Here is a 21,921-nt window from a genome sequence, read left to right on the forward strand (position 1 = left end):
GCACCGGCGCGGCGCGTGCTCGTCCGCCTCGCCCGCAACGGCACCGCCCTGGCCGCGCTCGCCGTGCTCACCGCGGTCGCCCTCGCCTGCCTCATCGGGCCTGGATTCACGGGCCATGATGCCGAACGCGCCTATCCCGACCTCCGTCAGCTCCCCGCGGGGGGCGCGGCGCAGCCGGATGCCGCGCATCTCGGCCCGGCCCTCGAGCGTCTCGCCTTCCGGATGCGGGCGAAGCTCGACGTAGTCGCCCGCGACGGCGACATGCTGCGGCTGACGCTCCGTTCCGATGCGGGTGTCGATCGACGCAGTCTGGTCTACCTGCCGCGCTCGGCCCTGTTCGGAACACCCACGGTCGTGGACACGGGGGATGGCGGCCGCAGCCTCGTGGTTGCGGTGCCGATCCAGCGACTGCACTTCCTCCTCGGCACGGACGTGCAGGGCCGCGATCTCCTGACCCGTTGCCTCGTTGCCGGCCGGATCTCACTGGCGATCGGCCTCGCCGCGAGCCTCGTGGCCCTGCTCATCGGCGTCGCCTACGGCGCCACGGCAGGTTTCGTGGGCGGGGCGCTCGATGCCGTGATGATGCGTTGCGTCGACGTGCTCTACGCCCTCCCCTTCGTGTTCTTCGTCATCCTGCTGCTGGTGTTCTTCCGACCGAGCCTGCTGCTGATGCTGGCGGCGATCGCCGCCGTGGAATGGCTCGACATGGCCCGAGTGGTGCGCGCCGTGACCCTGTCGCTGCGCGAGCGGGACTTCGTCCGCGCCGCACACGCCCTCGGTCTCGGGACACCCCGCATCATCCTCCGGCACATCGTACCCAACACCCTCGGTCCGGTGGCCGTGACGGCGACGCTCCTCGTGCCGCAGGTCATCCTGCTGGAGAGCTTCCTGTCGTTCCTCGGGCTCGGCGTGCAGGAGCCTCAGACGAGCTGGGGCGTGCTGATCGCCGAGGGCGCCCGTTCCATCGAAGCGGCCCCCCACCTGCTGGCCGCTCCGGCGACCTTCCTGATCGCCACCCTGGTGGCGCTCAACCTGCTGGGCGATGGCCTCGCCGATGCCCTGGACCCGCGCGCCGCCTAGCGTCAGCCCAGCGTCCGGATCGGAGATCCTGCGAGCCACGCCTCGATGTCCTCCACCGCCTGGGTGAAGAACGTCCGGTAGTTGTTGCGCGACACGTAGCCGAGATGCGGCAACGCCAGGACGTTCGGCAGCCGGCGAAACGGGCTGTCGGCGGGCAGCGGCTCGGTCTCGAACACGTCGAGGCCGGCGCCGGCGATCCATCCTTCCTCCAGCGCCCGCACCAGAGCCGTCCGGTCGACGATCGGCGCCCGGGAGGTGTTCACCAATAGCGCATCCGGACGCATGCGTCGCAGTTCGGCCTCGCCGAGAAGGCCCCGCGTCCGGTCGCCCAGGACGAGATGGATCGTGACCACATCGCTCGCTTCCAGCAGCGCTTCCTTGGAGGCCGCCCGCTCCACGCCGGCCGCTGCGGCCCGCCCGTCATCGAGATTCGGGCTCCACGCGATCACCCGCATGCCGAAGGCGCGCCCGATGGCGGCGACCCGTGCCCCGATCTTGCCGAGACCCAGGACGCCCAGCGTCGCGCCGGCGAGATCGGTACCGATGGTGCTCTGCCAGGGCCCGCCCGCGCGCAGGGTTCGGCTTTCCGGCGCGAGGTGGCGGGCCAGGCCGAGGATCAGAGCCCAGGTCAATTCGGTGGGCGGGGTCGGGCTCGAATCCGTTCCGCAGACCACGACGTCGCGCGCGCGGGCCGCCGCGACGTCGATGGCGAGATTGCGCATGCCGCTGGTGACGAGGAGTTCCAGCCGGGGCAGCCGCTGCAGCAGATCGCCCGGGAACGGCGTGCGCTCCCGCATGATCACGAGGATCTCGGCCTGCGCGATCCGCGCCACGAGAGCATCCGGATCCGGGATATGCTCGGAGATGGCGGATACGGTCACCCGGTCGGCGAGGCGTCCCCAATCGGCGAGCCTCAGGGCCGCGTTCTGGTAATCGTCGAGGATCAGGCAGTTCCGCATGGCGATGGTCCCAGCGCATCCCGGCAGTCGGTGGCGCGGGGGCCCCGGGGGGACGTCTCGAGCCGCCCGCGCCGGTTAGGCGCGAGCCGGCATAGCGTCAACCGCAGGTGCGCGTGCCGCGGCAACCTCAGGGCGAACGGGCTAGTCCCTCACGCATCCGCCAGCGCCGCGAAGGCCTCGGCGACGCCGGCGGCTCCCGGATCCTGGACCCCCGCGAGATCCGCCGTCGCCAAATAGCTGGACCGGCCGGCACCCGCCCGCTCCATCCGGGCCGTAGCGTCGGCACCGGCTCGGGCGGCCGCGGAGGCGGCGCGTAGATCGCCAGTCTTCAGAGCCTCGACGGCGGGGATCAGCGCGTCTAGGAGGGTCCGGTCCCCGGCGGCGGCGCCGCCATAGCCCTGTACCCGCGCCACGCCCCGGCCGAGGGCCTCCGGCTAGGCTGCGCCCTCTGCCAGGGCGGAGGCCGTGGCGGCGAAGAAGATCGAGCCGAGCACGCCGCTCGACCCGCCCACGGCTCGCCCGATCCGCTCGGCCAACGCCCGGCACAGGGCCGCCGGCTCCGCCTGCGGCAGACGGTCGAGATCCGCCAGGACCGCGCGCGCGGCGCCCGCGAAGGTCGTACCGGCATCGCCGTCGCCGACCTCCGCATCGAGGGCGTTGAGCGGGCCTTCGGCGGCGATCAGGGCCTTGGCTACGGCGGCGATCCGGCTCGCCGTGACGGCATCGTGCGAAGGCGTGAAGGTTTCACCCGCCAACCCCTCCGGCATGGGCCTCAGGACCGGCGGCGCGATCCGAACGGCGCCGGGCCAGGCCGGCACCGGCACGGGCGCCGCGAGCGCCGCTTCGCGGGCCTCGTCGAGTGGCAGGACCGACAGCGAGACGCCGTGCATGTCGAGCGCCGTCATCAGCGGCGCGGGACCGAGCAGCAGGGATACGCGCTTGCCGAGATCGGTGGCGAGGACCGCCCGCGTCAGCACCTGCATCTCAAGCGCGGTGGCCGAGCCGAGGTTGTTCACGAGGAGCGCCAGCCGATCGGCGCCGGCGACCGACTCGGAGAGCCGCTCGGCCATCATGCGGGCGAGGTCGCTCGCCCTCGGCAGGGTGATACGCTCCACGCCCGGTTCGCCGTGTATGCCGAGGCCGAGTTCGGCCTGCCCTTCGGCCAGGCGCTCGCTGCGCGGCGAGCCCGGGATCGTGCAGGTCGAGACCGCGAGACCCAGGGATTTCGCGGCGGCCGCGGCCCGCCGCGCCAGGCCGGCGACGGTCTCCAGCGGCGCCCCGGCTTCGGCGGCGTGGCCCGCGATCTTGTGCACGAACAGCGTGCCGGCGACGCCGCGGGGTTGCTTGGCCGCCGGCAGAGCGATGTCGTCGGAGACGATGACGGTCTCGATCCTGTGGCCCAGCGCCCGGGCGCGTTCCGCCGCCAGGCCGAAATTCAGACGGTCGCCCGCGTAGTTCTTGATGATGAGCAGGCACCCGGCCGGCCCGGTCACCGCGAGGATCCCGGCCAGCACGGCGTCGACGCTCGGCGAGGCGAAGACGTCGCCGCAGATTGCGGCACTCAGGAGCCCCGGTCCGACGAAGCCCGCATGGGCCGGTTCGTGGCCGGAGCCGCCGCCCGAGATCACCACAACCTTGTCGGGATCCGGCGCCGCACGCAGGACTACGCGGATGCCGGGATCGCCCTCGAGCCGCGCGAGGCGTCCGCCGCTGGCCGCGAGCAGCCCGTCGAGGGCGTCGTTGACCAGGGTGGATCAGGCGTCGATGAAATGGGCCATGGCGTGACCTTCAATGGGGCCGGTCCGCGATTCTGCGCTGGCGGATCCGCGCGCATTCTCCGCGTCATCGAGCCCTGCTGGCAACGGTGTCCGTCCTTGCGAGCGCAGCGAAGCAATCCAGTCAGCGCCACGTCGGCCGACGTCCCGCCGCCCTGGCTCGCTTCGCTGCGCGCGCGATGACGAAGGTCTGAACCGTCCCCTTACTCCTTCACTGCGCCGGTAAGTGCCGAGACGTAGTACTCGACGAAGAACGAGTAGAGGATCACCAGCGGCAGCGAGCCGAGGAGCGCGCCGGCCATCAGCGAGCCCCACTTGTAGACGTCGCCGTCCACGAACTCGCTGACCACGGCGATCGGGACCGTCTTGTTCTGGGTCGAGGACAGGAACGTCAGCGCGTAGATGAATTCGTTCCAGCACAGCGTCAGGGAGAAAATCCCGGCCGAGATCAGGCCGGGGAAAGCAAGCGGCAGAACGATCTTGGTGAGGATCTGCCACCGACTGGCGCCGTCCATCAGGGCGCATTCTTCCAGCTCGTAGGGAATGGTCTTGAAATACCCCATGAGCAGCCAGGTGGAGAACGGAATCAGGATCGTCGGGTAGGCGAGGATCAGGGCGATCGGCGAATCGAACAGGCCGTAGGCCTGGATGATCGTGGCCAGCGGAATGAACAGGATCGAGGGCGGTACGAGGTAGGCGAGGAAGATCGCCGCCCCGACCCAGCCCGCGCCCCGATAGCGGACGCGCACGCAGGCATAGGCAGCCAGCACGCTGGCGAACAGCGACAGCATCGTGGCGGCGACCGACACGTACATCGTGTTCCAGAGCCAGCGGGGATACTGCGTCTCGAACAGCAGCTTGTGGATGTGCTTGAACGTCGGATCCACGACCCAGAACGGGTTGAACCGCTCCATGTCGATCAATTGCTCGTCCGGTTTGATGGCTGTCAGTGCCATCCAGTAGAACGGGAACAGCAGCACCGCGAGAATGACCAGGAGCGGCAGGTAGGTGGTCACGAGGCGCCGGGGCAGGCGTTCGAGATAGGCCATGCCCTCGGAATTGTCGGTGAGCCCGGCCGGCCGCGCCTCCATCACCGGAGCGAGGTGCGGGTCGGCATGGGCCGGCGGTGCGGGCGCGCTCATCGGTCGGACTCCCCGGCCTGCCAGGCCCGGCGCTGCAGGCCGAACCACGAGATGCCGATGGCGACGAGCAGGAACGGCACCATGGCGGTGGCGATGGCCGCCCCCTCGCCCAGCGTCCCGGAGAGGATGCCCCGCTGGTAGGACAGGGTCGCCATCAGGTGGGTGGCGTTCACCGGCCCGCCCCGGGTCATGGCCCAGATCAGCTGGAAGTCGGTGAACGTGAACAGCACCGAGAAGGTCATCACCACCGCGATGATCGGCGTCAGCAGCGGCAGGGTGATCCGCGAGAAGATCTGCCAGTTGGAGGCGCCGTCGAGCGTCGCGGCTTCGTAGAGCGAGGGCGAAACCGTCTGGAGGCCGGCGAGCAGCGTGATCGCGATGAACGGCACGCCGCGCCAGATATTGGCGAAGATCACGCAGGCACGGGCGAGATTCGGGTCTCCCAGGAAGTCGATGTTGCCGTCGATGACCCCGAGATGGCGCAGCGACCACGAGATGATCGAGAACTGGCTGTCGAAAATCCACCAGAACGCGATCGCCGACAGCACCGTCGGCACGACGAACGGGATCAGCACGATCGACCGGATGATCGACTTGAACGGCATATTCTTGTTGAGCAGCAGGGCGAGGTAGAGGCCGACGCCGAACTTCACCACCGATGCCACCGCCGTGTAGAGGCAGGTGTTGAACACCGAGAGCCAGAACACGTCGTCGTCCCAGAGCCACGCGTAGTTCTCGAGGCCGATGAACACCCCCTCCCGGCCGATCCGCGCATTGGTGAAGGACAGCCAGATGCCCTTCAGCAGCGGGTAGGCCAGGAACAGGCCGAGGATCAGCGCGGTGGGCAGCATGAACCAGAAGGCCGCCCAGCCCCGGCTCGCCCGCAGGCGTGCCCAGGCCGAGCGGGTCGGGACCGCGACCGGGGCCGGCTGTGTCAGGGCGGTGTGCGCCATGGTCTCGGTTCCGCTCCCGGCTCAGGTGTTCCTGAAGATGCGCGTGGCGGCGCGCTCGGCATTCTTGATGGCGCCCTTCACGTCCTCGCGCCCGGTGCAGTGGCTCGCGAACATGTCGACAACCACGAAATCCGCCAGCACCGCGGCAATGCGCTCGCTCACCGGTGCGAGTCCGCCGGCCGCCAGGGAGCGCCGCCCCGCCTCGGCGAAGACCGCGTTCTTCGGGTCGCTCGTCCAGATCGGGTTCTTGGGGTAGTTCGACAGCGGCTCGCAGAGGTAGCCCTGGGCGGCCTCCAGCCAGGGATTGTAGTTCGCCGCCTCCATCATGAAGGCGATGAAGGCCTTACAGGCATTGGGCGCCTTCGAGTACTTGAAGGCCAGGATCGGGAAGGCGAGCTGGAACTCGGTGGGCTTGCCGGCCGGTCCGATCGGCCAGACCGCGTGGTCCATGTCCTCGGCGAGCTTGGGGTTGTCCTTCTTGGCGGCGGCATAGATCGAGATGCCGTTGTTGGTGAGGTAGAGATCGCCCGCCAGGAAGGCCTTGTTGTTCGACGAGTCGTTCCACGACACGGTGCCCGGCACGAAGGTCTCGTACAGGGATTTGACGTATTCGAGGGCCTTGGCGGTTTCGGGCGAGTTGATGACGATCTTCTCGTTGGCGTCCACGAGGTTGCCGCCATGGGACCAGAGCGCCCAGTGGCACCACGTGTTGCCGTCACCTGTGGCATGGCCGAGGGCGAAGCCCGCCGGGGTGTTGTTCTTCTTCAGGCCGCGGCACAGTTCGAGGAAGCCCGCCGTGTCGGTGGGAAACTTGTCGAAGCCGGCCTTCTTCATCGCCGAGATGCGGTAGTTCGGATAGCCGCCGTTGAAGGCGACGGGGATCGCGATCCACTTGCCCTTGACCTTGCCGTAGGCTTCCGCGGACGGGAACCACGGGCCGTATTTCTTGGCGAGCGAATCCGCCACATCCTCCAACGGCAGGCACTTGTCGGGGAACAGCGCGGGGAATGAGAACAGGCCCCAGACCATGTCGGGTCCCTGACCCGTATTGGCGGCCACCGACGCCTTGGGCTGGATGTCGTCGAACGACTCGTTGCTCACCGTCACCTTGACCCCGGTCGCCTGGGTGAAGGCGTCCACCATCTTCATGAAGGCCTCGTCCTCGCTGGGGACGAAGCGCTTCCAGCGCAGCAGCGACAGGCTGGCGCCGGGCTCGGGCTTCCAGGCGCTGTTCTGCGCCCAGGCCCGAGCGAAGCCGAACAGGTCGCCGCCGGCAGCGAGGCCGGTCGCGGCCGCTCCGGCAAGGAGGGAACGGCGATCGAGAACGGACATCGTAGTTTACTCCCTCGGTGATCCTGAATTCGGGGGCGCAGTGCGCCCCGCCACCTGCATCCCCCCGGCGCAGGTCAGCTTGGCAGGCGACGGCCGGTTTCGGCGTCGAAGAAGTGCACGCGGTTCGGCCGCAGGTAGACGGTTTCCCCAGGGCGCTCCTGCACGCGTTCACGCAGCACGCAGGTGAGATCCTGACCGACGGCCCGAACGGCCAGCATGGTCTCGGACCCGGTCGGCTCCACGACCACCACCTCGGCGGCGATCCCGTCCGGCGCGAGGTCGAAGTGCTCGGGGCGGACGCCCAGGATGAGCGGCCTACCTTCGACGCCGCCCGGCGCGCCGGTGAGCGGGAACGTCAGTCCGGTCTCGGTCACGAAGGTGAGGCGACCATTCGCGCGGACCTTGCCGGGCACGAAGTTCATGGCCGGCGAGCCGATGAAGCCCGCGACGAACAGGTTGTCGGGCCGGTCGTACAGTTCGAGGGGCGGCCCGATCTGCTCGACGATTCCGTCGTGCATCACCACGATCCGGTCAGCCATGGTCATGGCCTCGATCTGGTCGTGGGTAACGTAGATGGTCGTGGTCTTCAGCCTCTGGTGCAGTTCCTTGATCTCGGTGCGCATGGCGACACGCAGCTTGGCATCGAGATTCGAGAGCGGTTCGTCGAACAGGAAGACCTGCGGATCGCGCACGATCGCCCGGCCCATGGCGACGCGCTGGCGCTGTCCGCCCGAGAGCTGGCGCGGGTAGCGGTCGAGGAGATGGGTGAGTCCCAAGATCTGCGCCGCCTTGTTGACCCGCAGGTCGACCTCCGAGGTCGGCGCCTTCCGGATCCGCATGGAAAAGGCCATGTTTTCGCGGACGGTAAGATGCGGGTAGAGCGCGTAGTTCTGGAACACCATGGCGATGTCCCGCTCCTTCGGCGGAACATCGTTCACCACGCGCTCGCCGATACGGATCTCCCCGCCGGAAATGTTCTCCAGCCCGGCGATCATCCGCAGTAGGGTCGATTTCCCGCAACCCGAGGGGCCCACGAGGATCACGAATTCCCCATCCGGGATGTCGACCGACACACCGTGCAGGACGTTCGTCGATCCGAAAGCCTTGCGAACCTCGCGGATTCCCACCGAGGCCATGCTTCCTCCCGATCAAGGCCACTCTGTCGGCGGCTCTAGGGCAGCAGTACAAAGGAGCGGCCTCGTGAAAGCAAGCGCGAAGCTGCACGATCCTGCAGAATGTCTTCGTTCTGTCAGGTGCTGCCGAGAGCACCGGTGACGAGCCCGCCGCCCTGAAACACGTCGGCGGACCGCGGGCCGCCCGAGATGCTAAAGCGGGCGCCGCTCCGGCCTGCGGGTCGGTACCGCGTTCCGGATGGGTCGGGCACGGCCGCTGCCCGCGATCGAGGCGACAACGTTCGCGGTACCGGGCAACCCAGAGGCGAGCAATGCGGCCGGGTTCTTCGGGGAAGCGAGCATGAAGTCCTTATCCGCCCTCACCGCACGCGAGATCTTGCCTGCCGATGGGTGCCGCGGCGCCCTGGTCGGACGGGTCTGGCGCCCGGATGTGTTGGGTCCGAGCGTCGTCGCTATCCGCGCCGACGAATCGGGCACGGCACGGGCCATCGACATCACGCGCAGCGTGCCGACCGTCAGCGACCTGTGCGAGATGCACGATCCTGCCGCCGCCCTCCGCGCCGCGTCGGGCGAAGACCTCGGCAGCCTCGACGCGATCCTGGCCAACACGCCACCCGACAACCGCGATTCGAGCCGGCCGTGGCTGCTCGCGCCGGTCGACCTGCAGGCCTTGAAGGCGGCCGGGGTGACCTTCGCGACCTCCATGCTGGAGCGCGTGATCGAGGAGCGCGCCCGGGGCGATCTAGCCGCCGCGGCGGCGATCCGCGCCGAAGTCGAGCGCCTCGTCGGACACGACCTGCGTCGTCTCAGGCCCGGCTCGTCCGAGGCGATGGCGCTCAAGGAGGTTCTGGTGGCCCAGGGCGCCTGGAGCCAGTATCTCGAGGTCGGCATCGGCCCCGACGCTGAGATCTTCACCAAGGCGCAGCCGCTCTCGGCGGTGGGTTGCGGTGCCGATGCGGGCCTGCACCCGGAATCGCGCTGGAACAATCCGGAACCCGAGGTGGCGCTCGCCGTCGCTTCCGACCAGCGCATCGTCGGCGCGATGCTCGCGAACGACGTCAACCTGCGGGACTTCGAGGGACGCTCGGCCCTGCTCCTCGGCAAGGCCAAGGACAACAACGCCTCCTGTGCCCTCGGCCCGTTCCTGCGGCTCTTCGACGACACGTTCGGCCTCGCCGAGGTCCGGCGCACCACCGTCACCCTTGAGGTCACCGGGACGGACGGGTTTCACCTTGAGGGCACCTCGCCGCTGGCCGAGATCAGCCGCGATCCGGAGGAGCTGGTCGCCGCCCTGATGGGGCGGACGCACCAGTACCCGGACGGGGCGCTCCTGCTGCTCGGCACGATGTTCGCACCGATCCAAGACCGGCACGGGCCGGGCCTCGGCTTCACCCACGCCGAAGGCGATCGCGTCGTGGTGGCGAGCCCGGAACTCGGCAGCCTCGTCAACCGCATGCGCCCGTGCGACGCCTGCGAGCCCTGGAGCTTCGGCGCCCGCGCGCTGATGCGCAACCTCGCGGCGCGCGGCGTACTATGACAGAGCGTCGTGCGGAGCGCCGCCCGACCCGATGCCTGACCCCTCCGAGATGCCCACGATGACGAATGCCGCCTTCCTCGACCGGCTCGCCGCGATCGTCGGGGCCTCCGGCCTCGTCACAGGCGACGAGTTGCGTGGCCGTTCGGCGAACTGGACGCGCCCGTCCGAACCCTGCGCGGCCCTCGCCCTGGTCCGGCCGCGTGACACCGCGGAGACGAGCGCCGTGATGGCGGCCTGCCACGCGGCGGGCGTGGCCGTCGTACCGCGGGGCGGGGCGACAGGCCTGGTCGACGGCACGCTGTGCCAGCCCGACGAGATCACGCTCTCGACCGAGCGTATGACCGGGATCGAGGCGGTGGACCCGCTGGGCATGACGGTGGTGGTGGGCACCGGCGCCACCATCGAGAGCGTTCAGGACGTGGCCGCCGCCGCCGGCCTGTTCTTTCCCCTCGACCTCGGCGCCCGCGGGTCTGCGACGATCGGTGGAGCCATCTCGACCAATGCCGGTGGCTTGCGCGTCCTGCGCTACGGCATGATGCGCGAGATGGTGCTGGGCCTGGAGGCGGTGCTCGCCGACGGGACCGTGGTGTCGTCGATGCGCCCGCTGATCAAGAACAACACCGGGCTCGACCTGAAGCAGCTCTTCCTCGGGACGGAGGGGACGCTCGGCATCGTCACGCGGGCTGTGCTGCGGCTGCGCCCGGAGCCCGCCGGCTACGCCACGGCGCTGATCGCCTGTCCGGGCGTCGATGACGGGGCGCGGGTGCTACGGGCGGCGCAGAGCGCCTTCCAGGGCCGCGTGTCCTCCTTCGAAGGGTTGTGGCCGGACTTCTACCGGTTGATGACCGCACCCGGACGCGCGACGCCGCCGCTCGCGCACGATTACCCGTTCTACGCGATCATCGAAATCGAGTGCGTCACCGAGGAGTCCGACCGCTTCCTCGGCCTGCTGGAAGGCCTGATGGCCGAGGGCACGATCCTCGACGCCGCCCTGGCCTCGTCGGAGGAGCAGCGCCGCGGGATGTGGCGGATCCGCGACCGCGTGGAGCATCTGAATGCCGACGGGATCGAACGCGCCTTCGACGTGAGCGTTCCGCTCTCGCGGATGGACGGGTATGTCCGCGGCGCCCTCGACCGCCTCGCCGCGATCCCGGGCTGCCGGGCGGTCGTCTACGGGCATATCGGCGACAACAACCTGCACTGGAATACGACCCGCCTCGACGCCGCCGGCAACGCCGCCATCGACGCGGCGATCTACGAGCCCCTCGCGGGGCTGAACGGCTCCGTCTCGGCGGAGCACGGGATCGGACTGGAGAAGCGCGGCAAGCTCCCGCTGTCGCGTTCGCCCGAGGAGATGGCCGTGATGCGGCTGGTCAAGCGGGCGCTCGATCCGGACAACCGGCTGAACCCGGGCAAGATCTTCTGAAGGGTCGGCCGTGGCGATCCGGCTGGCTGTCCGCCTGACTCCGCGCGGCGGACGCGACGCCATCGACGGCTGGGCGCGGGACGGGAACGGCCTCGCCTACCTGAAGGCCCGCGTCGCCGCGCCCCCGGTGGACGGGGCCGCCAATGCGGCGCTCGTTGCCATGATCGCCAAGATGCTCAAGGTCGGACGCGGCTCGGTCCGAATCGTTTCAGGCGAGCAGGGCCGGTTGAAGATCCTGGAGATCGAGGCGGCCGCGCAGGCTGACCTCGATCATGCGTTCGGTCATCCCTGACGGGCGCGTCGACGCTCCGTCCACGGCTCAACGCGGCATGCCGTCCGGTGCCTGGAGGTGCCTTGCAGCGCTCGCAAGGTCGGAGGTCGCTCGCGAGCGCTCGGGCCGGGGGGCGCGTCGATCGTGACGCGCGATCCCGGGATGCGGGCCGCAGCGTCAGAACCCGACCTTGTCGCCGCCCTTGAGGTCCAACATCTCGCGCGCCTCGTCGGGCGACGCGACCGCGAGGCCCAGCCCCTCGATGATCGAGCGGACGCGGCGCACCTGCGCGGCGTTGGTCTCGGCGAGCTTGCCGGGTCCGTCCCAGAGGCTGTCCTCCAGCCCGACGCGGACATTGCCACCCATCGCCGCCGCCATCGCGGCAATGTTCATCTGGTTGCGGCCCGCCCCCAGCACAGACCAGCGGTACTGATCGCCAAAGAGCCGGTCGGCGGTGCGCTTCATGTGCATCACGTCGTCGGGATGCGCACCGATGCCGCCCTGAAGGCCGAACACCGTCTGGATGAACAGGGGCGCCTTCACGAGGCCGCGGTCGAAGAAGTATTTGAGATTGTAGAGGTGCGCCGTGTCGTAGCACTCGAACTCGAACCTGGTGCCGTTCGGGCTGCAGGTCGTCAGGATGTGCTCGATCTGACCGAACGTGTTGCGGAAGATGATGTCCTTGTTGCCGAGGTAGTCCCGCTCCCACTGGTGCTTCAGGTCCTTGAAGCGGTCGAGCATGCCGAACAGGCCGAAATTCATCGAGCCGAGGTTCAGCGAGGCGACCTCCGGCTGGAAGGTGGCGGCGGGACGCACCCGCTCCTCGATCGACATGGTCGGCGCACCCCCGGTGGTGAGGTTCACCACGCAGTTGGAGCGTTGCTTGATCACCGGCAGGAACTTGGCGAACGCCTCCGGCGACTGGTCCGGCTGACCCGTCTCCGGGTTGCGGGCGTGCAGGTGCACGATGGCGGCGCCCGCCTCGGCGGCGCCGATCGCGGCGTCGGCGATCTCCTCGGGCGTCACCGGCAGGTGTGGCGACATGCTCGGGGTGTGGATCGCGCCCGTCACCGCGCAGGTGATGATGACTTTCCGCTGGGAGGCCATGCTCAGTCCTTCTGTGAAGCCTTGTGGGCGCGCAACGCCGCCAGCCGCGCGTCGCGGCGGTCCATGCGGGCGGGGAGGTCCGTGGGCGCCTGCCACTGCGTCAGGATCGCCTCGGTTGCCGGTGCCTCGTAAACGCTCGGCGGCGCCGGATCGGCGGCGAGATTCTTGTAGAAGCCCGTATAGCGGGCGCAATAATCGGCGATGCCCCCGGGCGCGTTGAGTTCAATGGTCTCGAACGGACCCATGAAGCTCCAGCGCAGGCCGAGCCCGTCCGATACGGTCTTGTCGAGATCCTGCGGGGTCACGTAGCCCTCCGAGGCGAGGCGGAATGCCTCCGCCAACAGGGCGCCCTGCAACCGGTTGAGGATGAAGCCCTCGATCTCCTTCAGCACGGTGATCGGCACCTGGCCGATCCGCTCGTAGGTGGCCCGGGCGCGTTCCAGCACCGCCGCGTCCGTCCAGGGTGCGCCGGAGATCTCCACCAGGGGGATCAGGTGGGGTGGGTTCACCGGATGGCCGATGAGGCAGCGCCCGCGACCGGGCAGGCCCTCGGTGAACAGCGAGCAGCGAATGGCCGAGGACGAGGAGGCGATGATGGCGTCCGGCGGGGCCAGCGCGTCCAGATCCGCAAACAACGCCTGCTTCACGTCGAGCCGTTCCGGCCCGTTCTCCTGGATGAAGGCGACCCCCTCCAGGGCGGCGGCGAGGCTCCCGGCCGCGCGGATGCGGTCTGCCGCGCTCTCCGGTTCGGCGCAGAGTCCGTTCGCCGCGAGGGTCCGCAGACCTTCGGCGCAGAGGGGGACCGCGGCTTCCGCCACGCCGGCAGCGGCGTCGAACAGGCGCACATCCCAACCCGCCCGGGCGAAGATCATCGCCCAGGCCCGGCCGATCAGGCCCGCACCGACGATCGCGACGCTCTCGGTCATAGCCACAGCACCTTCCGCCTCAACTCCTGATCCTCGCGCAGCAGGCGCGACGCGCCCGTCCACTGCACGCTGCCCCGCTCCAGCGCCACGGTCCGGTCGGAGAGGGCCAGCGCGAGGTCGAGGTGATGGTCCACCAGGATGATCGCGATCTCGCGGCGCAGCCGATCGAACGCCTCGAACAGCTCCTCGGTCACGGCCGGCGACAGGCCTTCGAACGGTTCATCGAGCAGGAGGAGCCGCGTGTCGCCCGACAGCGCACGGGCCACCGCCACCATCTGCTGCTCGCCGCCGGACAAGCGGGCGGCGTCGATGGTCCAGCGCTCCTTCAGCCGCGGGAAGAACTCGAGGACCTTCTCCTCGTCCCAGTGGATGCCCGCGCCGGTGAGCCGCCGCAGCCGGCCGAGACCGAGATTCTCGGCGACGGTCATTCCCGCGAACAGCGCCCTGCCCTGCGGCACGTAGCCGATGCCGAGCCGCGCGATCCGGTCGGCCGACAGGCCTGCGATGTCCTGGCCTCCGAGCACGATGCGGCCGGCAGCCGCCGGCGCGGTGCCGATCAGGGTCTTGAGCAGGGTGGACTTGCCCGCGCCGTTGCGTCCGAGCAGCGCCACGACCTCACCCTTGCGGACTTCCAGCGTCACGCCGTTGAGGATGTGCGACTTGCCGTAGAAGGTGTCCACGCCCGCCATGGACAGCAGCGTCTCGGCCTCGGCCGCGCTGGCACGCGGCCTGGCGGCGATCGCCGCCGTGCCCGAGCCGAGATAGACCGCCTGGACCCGGGCATCGTCCCGGGCGTCCGCCACCGAGCCGTCGACCAGGACGGCGCCGTCGGCCATCACGGTCACGCGGTCGGCGAGGCGGAACACCCGGTCGATGTCATGCTCCACGAGCAGGACCGGGATGTCGGCCGAAAGCGCCTTGATCAGGTCGCCGACGCGCTCGCGCTCGGCTGCGGCGAGGCCGGCGAGTGGCTCGTCGAGGAGGAGCACCCGGGGACGCGTCGCCAGCGCCAGACCCATGTCGAGGAGCCGCTGACCGCCGTAGGACAGGCTCCCGGCCTCGGCTCGCTCGATGCCGGCGAGGCCGGTCCAGCGCAGCAGCTCGGCGGTGTCGTCGGCGACCTCGCGGATCGCCAGCGCGTCGCGCCAGGGGCTGAAGTGGGCCGGATGGCGTGCCTGTACGGCGAGGCGGACGTTCTCTTCCACCGAGAGGCCTGGGAACAGGTTGGTGATCTGGAACGAGCGCCCGAGACCGGCCCGGGTGATCGCGTGCGGCTCGAGGCCGGCGATCTCATGGCCGTCGAGTCGGATGCTGCCGGCGCTCGGGGGGAACAGGCCGGAGAGCAGGTTGAAGGCCGTGGTCTTGCCCGCACCGTTGGGTCCGATGAGGGCGTGGAGCGTCTTGTCCGCCACCGCGAAGGAGACGCCCCGCACCGCCGCTACCGGCCCGAAACTCTTCTTGATGGCATCGGCGACGAGAACCGGCCCGGCGCCGCGTCCCTCGGCGATGAAGCGCGCCGGGACGCGGCCCGAGGCGCCGGCGCGGCGGGCCGACATGGCAGCCCCTTCCGTCGGCACGCGGCGGAACGGCTTCAGGAGCCGCGCCGCGATACCGACGAGCCCGTCCGGCGAGAACACGATGAACGCGACGAACAGCAGGCCGAAATACAGGAGCCAGTCGGCGGTGTAGATCGACAGGAACTCCCGGAACAGGATGTAGAACAACGCGCCGAGGGCCGGTCCGAGAAAGGAGCGCATCCCGCCGATGACCACCATGGCCAGCAGCTCGCCCGAGAACGCGATGGAGATCGGGTCCGCGGAGGTGAAGCGGTGGCTGTAGGCGGAGAGCGCGCCGGCGAGCCCGGTGATGGTCGCCGAGATGGCGAACGCGGCGAGCTTGTACCGGTTCGTCGCGTATCCCAGGAACCCGGCGCGCTGCTCGTTCTCGCGGATCGCCACCAGAACAGTGCCCATCGGCGAGCGGCGGAAGCGCCAGAGTCCGACCAGGACTACGAAGGCGATGGCGGAGACCGCCGCGTAATAGGCGCCCGGCTCCTGAAGCATCGCCCAGCGATGCAGGTTGCCGATGCCGTTCTCGCCCCCCGTCAGGTCGGTCCAGCGGAACGCGATGGCGTAGAGCATCGCCGTGAAGGCGAGCGTCAGCAGCGAGAAGTAGACACCCCGCCGTCGCAGGATCAGGCCGCCGGCCGCGAGGGCCGCGAGCCCGGTGATCGCCAGGGCGCCGAGGAGCGGCAGCGCCATGTCGCCGGGAAAGAGCCGGGTCTGAAGGATCGCCACCGCGTAAGCGCCGATGCCGAACCACGCTCCGTGACCGAAGGAGGTGAGCCCAGTCCAGCCGACCAGGATGTTGAGGCCGAGCACGGCCAGAGCGAAGATCACCACGTCGGTGGCGGTGATCAGGGTCAGGCCGATCGCGTCGAGGGCGAAGGGCAGGACGATCAGGGCGGCGAGCGCCGCCCAGAGCTGGCGGCTCTCGCGCAGGATCAGGCCGCGCTGGGGCAACGCCAGCGGCAGCGGCTCGGCGGCTCCGGACATGGGACGCTCTCCGCTCACTCGAACCGGGCGATATGCTCGCCGAACAGGCCGCGCGGGCGCAGCAGCAGGACGAGCACCATGAGGGCGTAGACGGCGGCCTCGGTGGCCGGCGGATAGGCGTAGGCGGTCAAGCCCCGGACCACGCCGACGATCAGGGCCGCCAGGACCACGCCCCAGAACGAGCCGAGGCCGCCGATCACCACCACGACGAAGGCGAAGGTCAGGATCTCGGCCCCCATGGCGGGTTGCACGCCGGTGACCGGGGCCATCATGGTCCCGGCGAGGGCCGCAAGCCCCACCGCGATGGTGACCACGGCCGTCATGTAGGGCCGGAGCGAGATACCGAGGGCCGCGACCATGTCGGGGTTCTGCACGCCGGCCCGGACCACGCGCCCGAAGCTGGTGCGGGTCAGAAGCAGCCACAGGCCGGCCACGCATGCCACAGCCACCACGAGAATCGAGAGCCGGTAGCGCGAATAGATCAGGTCGCCGATGAAGACCTGCCCGCGCAGCCACGTCGGGATCCCGAACGGGACCGGCGCCGCCCCGAAGGCCATGCGCAGGGCCTGCTCGGCCACCATGGCCAGCCCGAAGGTGAGGAGCAGGCCGAGGGTCGGATCGCCGCGATAGAAGCGCCGCAGCAGGAAACGCTCGATCGCCAACCCAAGTACCCCGACCGCGAGCGGCGAGGCCACGAGCGCGCCGCCGAAGCCGATCGTGGGCGTCAGCAGGACGGTGAGGTAGGCGCCGATGGCGTAGAAGGCGCCATGGGCGAGATTGACGATCCCGCCGAGGCTGAAGATCAGCGACAGGCCCAGCGCGATCAGCAGGTACTGCACGCCGATCAGCAGGCCGTTGAGGACCTGCTCCAGGATGAAGACGAGCTGCATCGCCGCCTCACGCCGGGAAGGTGCAGGCGTTCTCGTCGCGGGTTGTGGCGAGGATCTCCAGGCTCTCGCCGGGACCGGGCAGCGGCCCGGTCGAGCTGAAGATGTCGTAGGGGTTCTTGACCTGATCGGCCGGCAGGGCGGTGATGGCGAACATCTCCTGCATCAGCTCATGGTCCCAGGGGCGGAAATAGCCTTCCCGTACCTTGGCGATGTCGAATTTCGCACCCGATTCCAGGTGCTCCACGATCTTGAGCGAGTCCGTCGCCTTCAGCTCGTTCATCGATTGGGCTACGATCTTCAGGGCCGTGTAGTCGCCCCAGCCCTGGTTTTCCGGCGGCTTCTTGTACTTGGCCTTGAAGGCCGCCACGAATTTCTTCGCCGAGGGCGAATCGATCTGGTGGTGCCAGATCACCGGCCACGTGCCGAGGAAGTTGCCCGGCCCCGCACCCCAGGCCAGAGCCGTGTCGAAGCCGAAGCCCGCGACCGGGAACGGCAGGCCGAATTCGCTGTACTGCTTCAAGAAGTTGGTGATTTGTGCGCCCGCGAGGTTGCAGATCACGAGATCCGGCTTGGCCTGCCGGAGCTTAAGCAGGAAGGGCGAGAAGTCGGTGAGTTCGGTGGGGATCAGGTCCTCGCCCACCAGGGTCGCGTCGTTGGCCGCGAAATACTTCTTCGCCTGCTTCAGCAGGTCATGCCCGAACGCGTAGTCGGCTGTAAGCGCATAGACCTTGCGGCCCTTGATCAGGCCGCGTTCCAGCAGGGCGCGGCCGCAGGCCCGCACCATCATGGTGTTCTGCGATTCGACGTGGAACATGAAGCGTTTGCAGTCGGAGCCGCGCAGCGCGTCCGAATTGGCGCCGGTGTTGATGAACAGGATCTTCTCGCGCTGCGCCACCTGGCTGATCGCCAGCGCCGATGCGGAGTTGATCTCGCCGACGAGGCAGGCGACGCGGTCGCGCTGGACCATGCGCTCGGCCTTGGCCGAGGCGGTCTGCGGATTGACGCTGTCCTCCGAGAGCAGCTCGACCTTCCGGCCGGCGATGCCCCCGGCAGCGTTGATCTCTTCGACCGCCAGTTGAGCCGCCTGCACGGCGAACTCGCCCAGCGGTCCCAGGAAGCCGGTGCGCGGCGTCAGGTGCCCGATCCGGATCACGTCCGACTGGCCCTGCGACAGAGCCGGGCTCGCGAGCGCCGGCGCGAGCAGCGCCGCGCCACCGGCCCTCAGAAGGCTGCGGCGAGAAAGGGAATCCCCGAACCGGTCCGTCATCGTTCCGCTCCCGTGCGTTTCCTCCAGCCGGGTTGTTGTCGTGGGCTCTCGCGGCCCTCACCCAAACTGTGATCACAGATCACTAGCGCGATAGTGCCGGATCCGTCTAGTGTCGGCACATGAATTCCAGCGTGGCCCTGGCCGAACTGCCCCAGCTCGAGCGGCGGACCCTGTCCGACACCGTCTACGAGGCGCTAGCGGATCTTCTGGCGTCCGGGCGGCTGGCGCCGGGCGACCGCCTGTCCTTGCGCCAGAGCGCGGCGGCTCTCGGCGTCTCGGTGATGCCGGTGCGCGATGCGGTGAGCCGCCTCGCGGCGGACGGGGTGCTGGAGGTGGCACCGAACCGGGTGATCCGCGTGCCGGTCATGAGTGCTGCGGCCTTCCGCGCGCTGGCCGAGACGCGCATCGCGGTCGAGGGTATCGCCGTCGCCCGGGCCGCGAAGCGCCGTACGGACGATGAACTCGCGGCGATCCGGCGGGCGGAGGCGGCCTTCCGTGCCGAGGCCGAGGCCCCCCGGCCCGATTGCGCACGGGCGGTCCAGCTCAACCGCGACCTGCATTTCGCGATTTACGGAGCCTGCGGGCTCGCGCCTCTGCAGGAGATCATCGCCCGGTTGTGGCTCAAGGCCGGCCCGGTCATCAACCTGGACCTGCGTGCCCATCCGGAGCGGCTGTTCCAGGGGTTCGCGCTCCGGCGCCACGCCGAGGCCCTGGTGGCCATCGAGAACCGGGACGGCATCGCGGCGGCGGCCGCCATCGCGGCCGACATCCGGGAAGCCGCCGACTTCATCATGTCCCGCGGCGGCTTGCGGGACGCCCAAGGAGAGGACTGACCATGGATCTCGGGATCACCGGCCTGCGTGTCCTGGTGACGGCGGGTGCCGCCGGAATCGGCCGCGCCATCGTCGACGCCTTCGTGGAAGAGGGTGCACGGGTCTTCGCTTGCGACATCGACACGGATGCGCTCGCCGGGCTGCCGGACGTCGTCGGGCGCTGCCGAACGGATGTCGCCGACCGTGACGCGGTCGCCACGATGATGGACCAGGCGGTCGACTTCCTCGGCGGCCTCGACGTGCTGGTCAACAATGCCGGCATCGCGGGGCCGACCGGCCGCGTCGAGGAGATCGCCCCCGAGGAGTGGGACCGGTGCCTGACCGTCTGCCTGACGAGCCAGTTCAACTGCGCGCGCCTGGCGGTGCCGCATCTACGTCAGAGCGCGAACGCCTCGATCGTCAACCTGTCATCAGCCGCCGGGAAGTTCGGCTTCGCCCTCCGCAGCCCGTATGCCGCAGCCAAATGGGGCGTGATCGGCTTCACCAAGTCCCTGGCCATCGAGCTCGGAGGCGCCGGCATCCGCGTGAACGCGATCCTGCCCGGGCTGGTGGCCGGCGACCGCCAACGCCGGGTGCTGGAATCCAAGGCCCAGCAGCAGGGCACGAGCTTCGCCGAGATGGAGGCGCGGGCGTTCTCGTTCGTTTCCGTGAAAGAATACGTCACCGCGGGCCAACTGGCCGATCAGATCATGCTGCTGAGTTCGCCACGCGGCCGGACCATCTCGGGTCAGGCGATCTCGATCGACGGTGACACGCGGATGCTGTCCTGAAATCAATCCGGCGTCGTTTCTGCTGCGGACCGAGACGCGGCAGAGTAGGTATTCCCGATGGGATTCCGTCGAGGCCGGACCGTCGACGGGGAACGGGATGCGCAACATTGCCGCCCGTCTCCCGACGCCGGCCTGAGGATGTGAGGAAGCGACCATGAGCGACAAACGCCGGATCACGCCCGCCGACCTGCGCTCGAAGGCCTGGTTCGACAATCCACACAACCCGGGCATGACCGCGCTCTACCTGGAGCGCTACCTGAACTACGGACTGACGCCTGAGGAACTGCGCTCGGGCAAGCCGCTGATCGGCATCGCCCAGACCGGCTCGGACCTGTCGCCCTGCAACCGCCATCACCTCGAACTCGCCAAGCGGGTACGCGAGGGGATCACGGCGGCCGGCGGCGTCGCCTTCGAGTTTCCCTGTCATCCGATCCAGGAGACGGGCAAGCGCCCGACCGCATCCCTCGACCGTAACCTCGCCTACCTCTCCCTGGTCGAGGTGCTGTACGGCTATCCGCTGGACGGGGTCGTGCTGCTCACCGGCTGCGACAAGACGATGCCGGCCTGCCTGATGGCGGCCGCGACGGTGAATATCCCGGCGATCTCGCTGAACGTCGGGCCGATGCTGAACGGCTATTTCCAGAAGGAGCTGACCGGCTCCGGCACGATCGTCTGGAAGGCCCGCGAGCGCCACGCGGTCGGGGACATCGACTTCCAGCAGTTCATGGACATCGTCGGATCGTCGGCACCGTCCACGGGCCATTGCAACACGATGGGCACGGCATCGACCATGAATGCTCTGGCTGAAGCGCTCGGCCTCGCCCTGCCCGGCTCCGCGGCGATCCCGGCGCCCTATCGCGAGCGTGGACAGGCCGCCTACGCCACCGGCCAGCGAATCGTCGAGATGGTCTGGGAGGACCTCAAGCCCTCCGACATCCTCACTCGGGAAGCGTTCGAGAACGCCATCGTGGCCAACGCCGCGATCGGCGGCTCGACCAACGCGCCGATCCACATCAACGCCATCGCCAAGCATATCGGCGTGCCGCTGAGCTGCGACGACTGGGAGCGGATAGGGTTCGAGATCCCGCTCCTGGTGGATATGCAGCCCGCCGGCCGGTGGCTCGGCGAGGAGTATTTCAGGGCCGGCGGCCTGCCGGCGGTGTTCGCCGAGCTGATCGAGGCGGGCAAGGTCCACGAGGGCGCGCTGACCTGCAACGGCCGCTCCGTGGGCGAGAATTACCGGGGCCGACACAGCTGGAACCGCGACGTGATCCGCGCCTACGCCGAGCCGCTGATGGAACGCGCCGGCTTCCTCAACCTGAAGGGCAGCCTCTTCGATTCGGCGATCATGAAAACCTGCGTGATCTCCGAGGAATTCGCCGCCCGCTACCTGCGCAACCCGGCCGATCCGATGGCCTTCGAGGGCCGCGTGGTCGTGTTCGACGGGCCGGAGGATTACCACACCCGGATCGACGACCCGGCCCTCGACATCGACGAGACCACCATCCTGATCATGCGCGGTGCCGGTCCGATCGGCTATCCCGGCGCTGCCGAGGTGGTGAACATGCAGCCGCCCGGCGGCCTGATCCGGCGCGGCGTGACATCCCTGCCCTGCATCGGCGATGGCCGGCAATCCGGCACGTCCGGTACGCCGGCCATCCTCAACGCCTCGCCCGAGGCCGCGGCGGGCGGCGGGTTGGCACTGCTGCAGACCGGTGACCGCATCCGCGTGGATCTCAACCTCCGGAGCGCCGACATACTGCTCCCGCCGGAGGAGCTGGAGCGCCGGCGGGTGGACCTGCAGGCGCGGGGCGGCTTCCCCTACCCGGCGTCCCAGACGCCCTGGCAAGAAATCTACCGCGACCAGGTCGATCAGCTCGACCAGGGCATGGTGCTCAAGGGTGCAGTGAAGTTCCAGAAGGTCGCGCAGGCCTCCGGGGTCCCACGGGACAACCACTGAGGCGG

The 21,921-nt window shown here is 69.3% G+C and carries 17 protein-coding genes and 1 pseudogene; 7 read left to right on the plus strand and 11 right to left on the minus strand.

Features of this window, described 5'->3' with window-relative positions; all coding sequences use genetic code 11:
• On the plus strand, positions 1-1,080 hold a 1,080-nt coding region (locus AC1DXK_RS00005; protein WP_477296320.1), incomplete at its 5' end, for an ABC transporter permease.
• Positions 1,081-1,082: 2 nt separating this feature from the next.
• Here the strand turns inward: AC1DXK_RS00005 and AC1DXK_RS00010 are convergent.
• The 6 genes and pseudogenes from AC1DXK_RS00010 to AC1DXK_RS00035 all read right to left on the minus strand — a co-directional run bounded on the left by AC1DXK_RS00010 (position 1,083) and on the right by AC1DXK_RS00035 (position 8,377).
• Positions 1,083-2,039, minus strand: a complete 957-nt coding sequence (locus AC1DXK_RS00010) for a D-2-hydroxyacid dehydrogenase family protein (RefSeq protein ID WP_457104284.1) — start codon at positions 2,037-2,039, stop codon at positions 1,083-1,085.
• A 149-nt stretch (positions 2,040-2,188) separates the two neighbouring features.
• A pseudogene (locus AC1DXK_RS00015) lies at positions 2,189-3,787 on the minus strand (dihydroxyacetone kinase subunit DhaK).
• A gap of 230 nt (positions 3,788-4,017) precedes the next feature.
• Positions 4,018-4,905, minus strand: coding sequence for a carbohydrate ABC transporter permease (locus AC1DXK_RS00020; RefSeq protein WP_457104416.1), 888 nt, complete (start codon positions 4,903-4,905; stop codon positions 4,018-4,020).
• 47 nt (positions 4,906-4,952) lie between these two features.
• The gene (locus AC1DXK_RS00025; RefSeq protein WP_457104285.1) at positions 4,953-5,909 is read right to left on the minus strand and encodes a carbohydrate ABC transporter permease; all 957 of its coding nucleotides are present in this window, start codon (positions 5,907-5,909) and stop codon (positions 4,953-4,955) included.
• Between the two features lie 21 nt (positions 5,910-5,930).
• Entirely contained in the window at positions 5,931-7,241 is a 1,311-nt protein-coding gene (locus AC1DXK_RS00030) for an ABC transporter substrate-binding protein (protein ID WP_457104286.1), read from the minus strand.
• Positions 7,242-7,315: 74 nt separating this feature from the next.
• On the minus strand, positions 7,316-8,377 hold the full coding sequence (locus tag AC1DXK_RS00035; RefSeq protein ID WP_457104287.1) for an ABC transporter ATP-binding protein: 1,062 nt from the start codon (positions 8,375-8,377) through the stop codon (positions 7,316-7,318).
• A 337-nt stretch (positions 8,378-8,714) separates the two neighbouring features.
• Here AC1DXK_RS00035 and AC1DXK_RS00040 point away from each other — a divergent pair, with 337 nt between their 5' ends.
• The 3 genes from AC1DXK_RS00040 to AC1DXK_RS00050 are packed head-to-tail and all read left to right on the plus strand — an operon-like array spanning position 8,715 to position 11,629.
• Positions 8,715-9,911: a fumarylacetoacetate hydrolase family protein gene (locus AC1DXK_RS00040; RefSeq protein WP_457104288.1), complete on the plus strand. Its 1,197-nt coding sequence runs from the start codon at positions 8,715-8,717 to the stop codon at positions 9,909-9,911.
• Positions 9,912-9,942: 31 nt separating this feature from the next.
• Positions 9,943-11,337 (plus strand): FAD-binding oxidoreductase, encoded by a 1,395-nt coding sequence (locus AC1DXK_RS00045; RefSeq protein WP_477296324.1) that lies wholly within the window; start codon positions 9,943-9,945, stop codon positions 11,335-11,337.
• 10 nt (positions 11,338-11,347) lie between these two features.
• Positions 11,348-11,629 (plus strand): DUF167 domain-containing protein, encoded by a 282-nt coding sequence (locus tag AC1DXK_RS00050; protein WP_457104290.1) that lies wholly within the window; start codon positions 11,348-11,350, stop codon positions 11,627-11,629.
• 156 nt (positions 11,630-11,785) lie between these two features.
• Here the strand turns inward: AC1DXK_RS00050 and kce are convergent, their stop codons facing one another.
• From kce to AC1DXK_RS00075, 5 genes are read right to left on the minus strand one after another with little or no spacing between them, the layout of a single operon-like run.
• Positions 11,786-12,715, minus strand: a complete 930-nt coding sequence (gene kce / locus AC1DXK_RS00055) for a 3,5-dioxohexanoate:acetyl-CoA acetone transferase (protein ID WP_457104291.1) — start codon at positions 12,713-12,715, stop codon at positions 11,786-11,788.
• A 2-nt stretch (positions 12,716-12,717) separates the two neighbouring features.
• Entirely contained in the window at positions 12,718-13,641 is a 924-nt protein-coding gene (locus AC1DXK_RS00060; RefSeq protein WP_457104292.1) for a 3-hydroxyacyl-CoA dehydrogenase, read from the minus strand.
• Positions 13,638-16,196 (minus strand): branched-chain amino acid ABC transporter ATP-binding protein/permease, encoded by a 2,559-nt coding sequence (locus AC1DXK_RS00065; RefSeq protein WP_457104293.1) that lies wholly within the window; start codon positions 16,194-16,196, stop codon positions 13,638-13,640. Before AC1DXK_RS00065 ends, AC1DXK_RS00060 begins: the two co-directional genes overlap by 4 nt.
• Before the next feature lie 14 nt (positions 16,197-16,210).
• Positions 16,211-17,086 (minus strand): branched-chain amino acid ABC transporter permease, encoded by an 876-nt coding sequence (locus tag AC1DXK_RS00070; RefSeq protein WP_457104294.1) that lies wholly within the window; start codon positions 17,084-17,086, stop codon positions 16,211-16,213.
• A gap of 7 nt (positions 17,087-17,093) precedes the next feature.
• Complete coding sequence (locus tag AC1DXK_RS00075; protein WP_457104295.1) at positions 17,094-18,353, minus strand: ABC transporter substrate-binding protein; 1,260 nt, start codon at positions 18,351-18,353, stop codon at positions 17,094-17,096.
• 119 nt (positions 18,354-18,472) lie between these two features.
• On the opposite strand from AC1DXK_RS00075, the gene AC1DXK_RS00080 reads away from it, so the two are divergent.
• From AC1DXK_RS00080 to AC1DXK_RS00090, 3 genes are all read left to right on the plus strand, one after another.
• On the plus strand, positions 18,473-19,186 hold the full coding sequence (locus AC1DXK_RS00080; RefSeq protein WP_457104296.1) for a GntR family transcriptional regulator: 714 nt from the start codon (positions 18,473-18,475) through the stop codon (positions 19,184-19,186).
• A 2-nt stretch (positions 19,187-19,188) separates the two neighbouring features.
• On the plus strand, positions 19,189-19,956 hold the full coding sequence (locus tag AC1DXK_RS00085) for an SDR family oxidoreductase (RefSeq protein ID WP_457104297.1): 768 nt from the start codon (positions 19,189-19,191) through the stop codon (positions 19,954-19,956).
• A gap of 154 nt (positions 19,957-20,110) precedes the next feature.
• Positions 20,111-21,916: an IlvD/Edd family dehydratase gene (locus AC1DXK_RS00090; protein WP_457104298.1), complete on the plus strand. Its 1,806-nt coding sequence runs from the start codon at positions 20,111-20,113 to the stop codon at positions 21,914-21,916.
• Positions 21,917-21,921 lie beyond the last annotated feature (5 nt).

This window comes from Methylobacterium sp. P3_A11 (assembly GCF_056403155.1).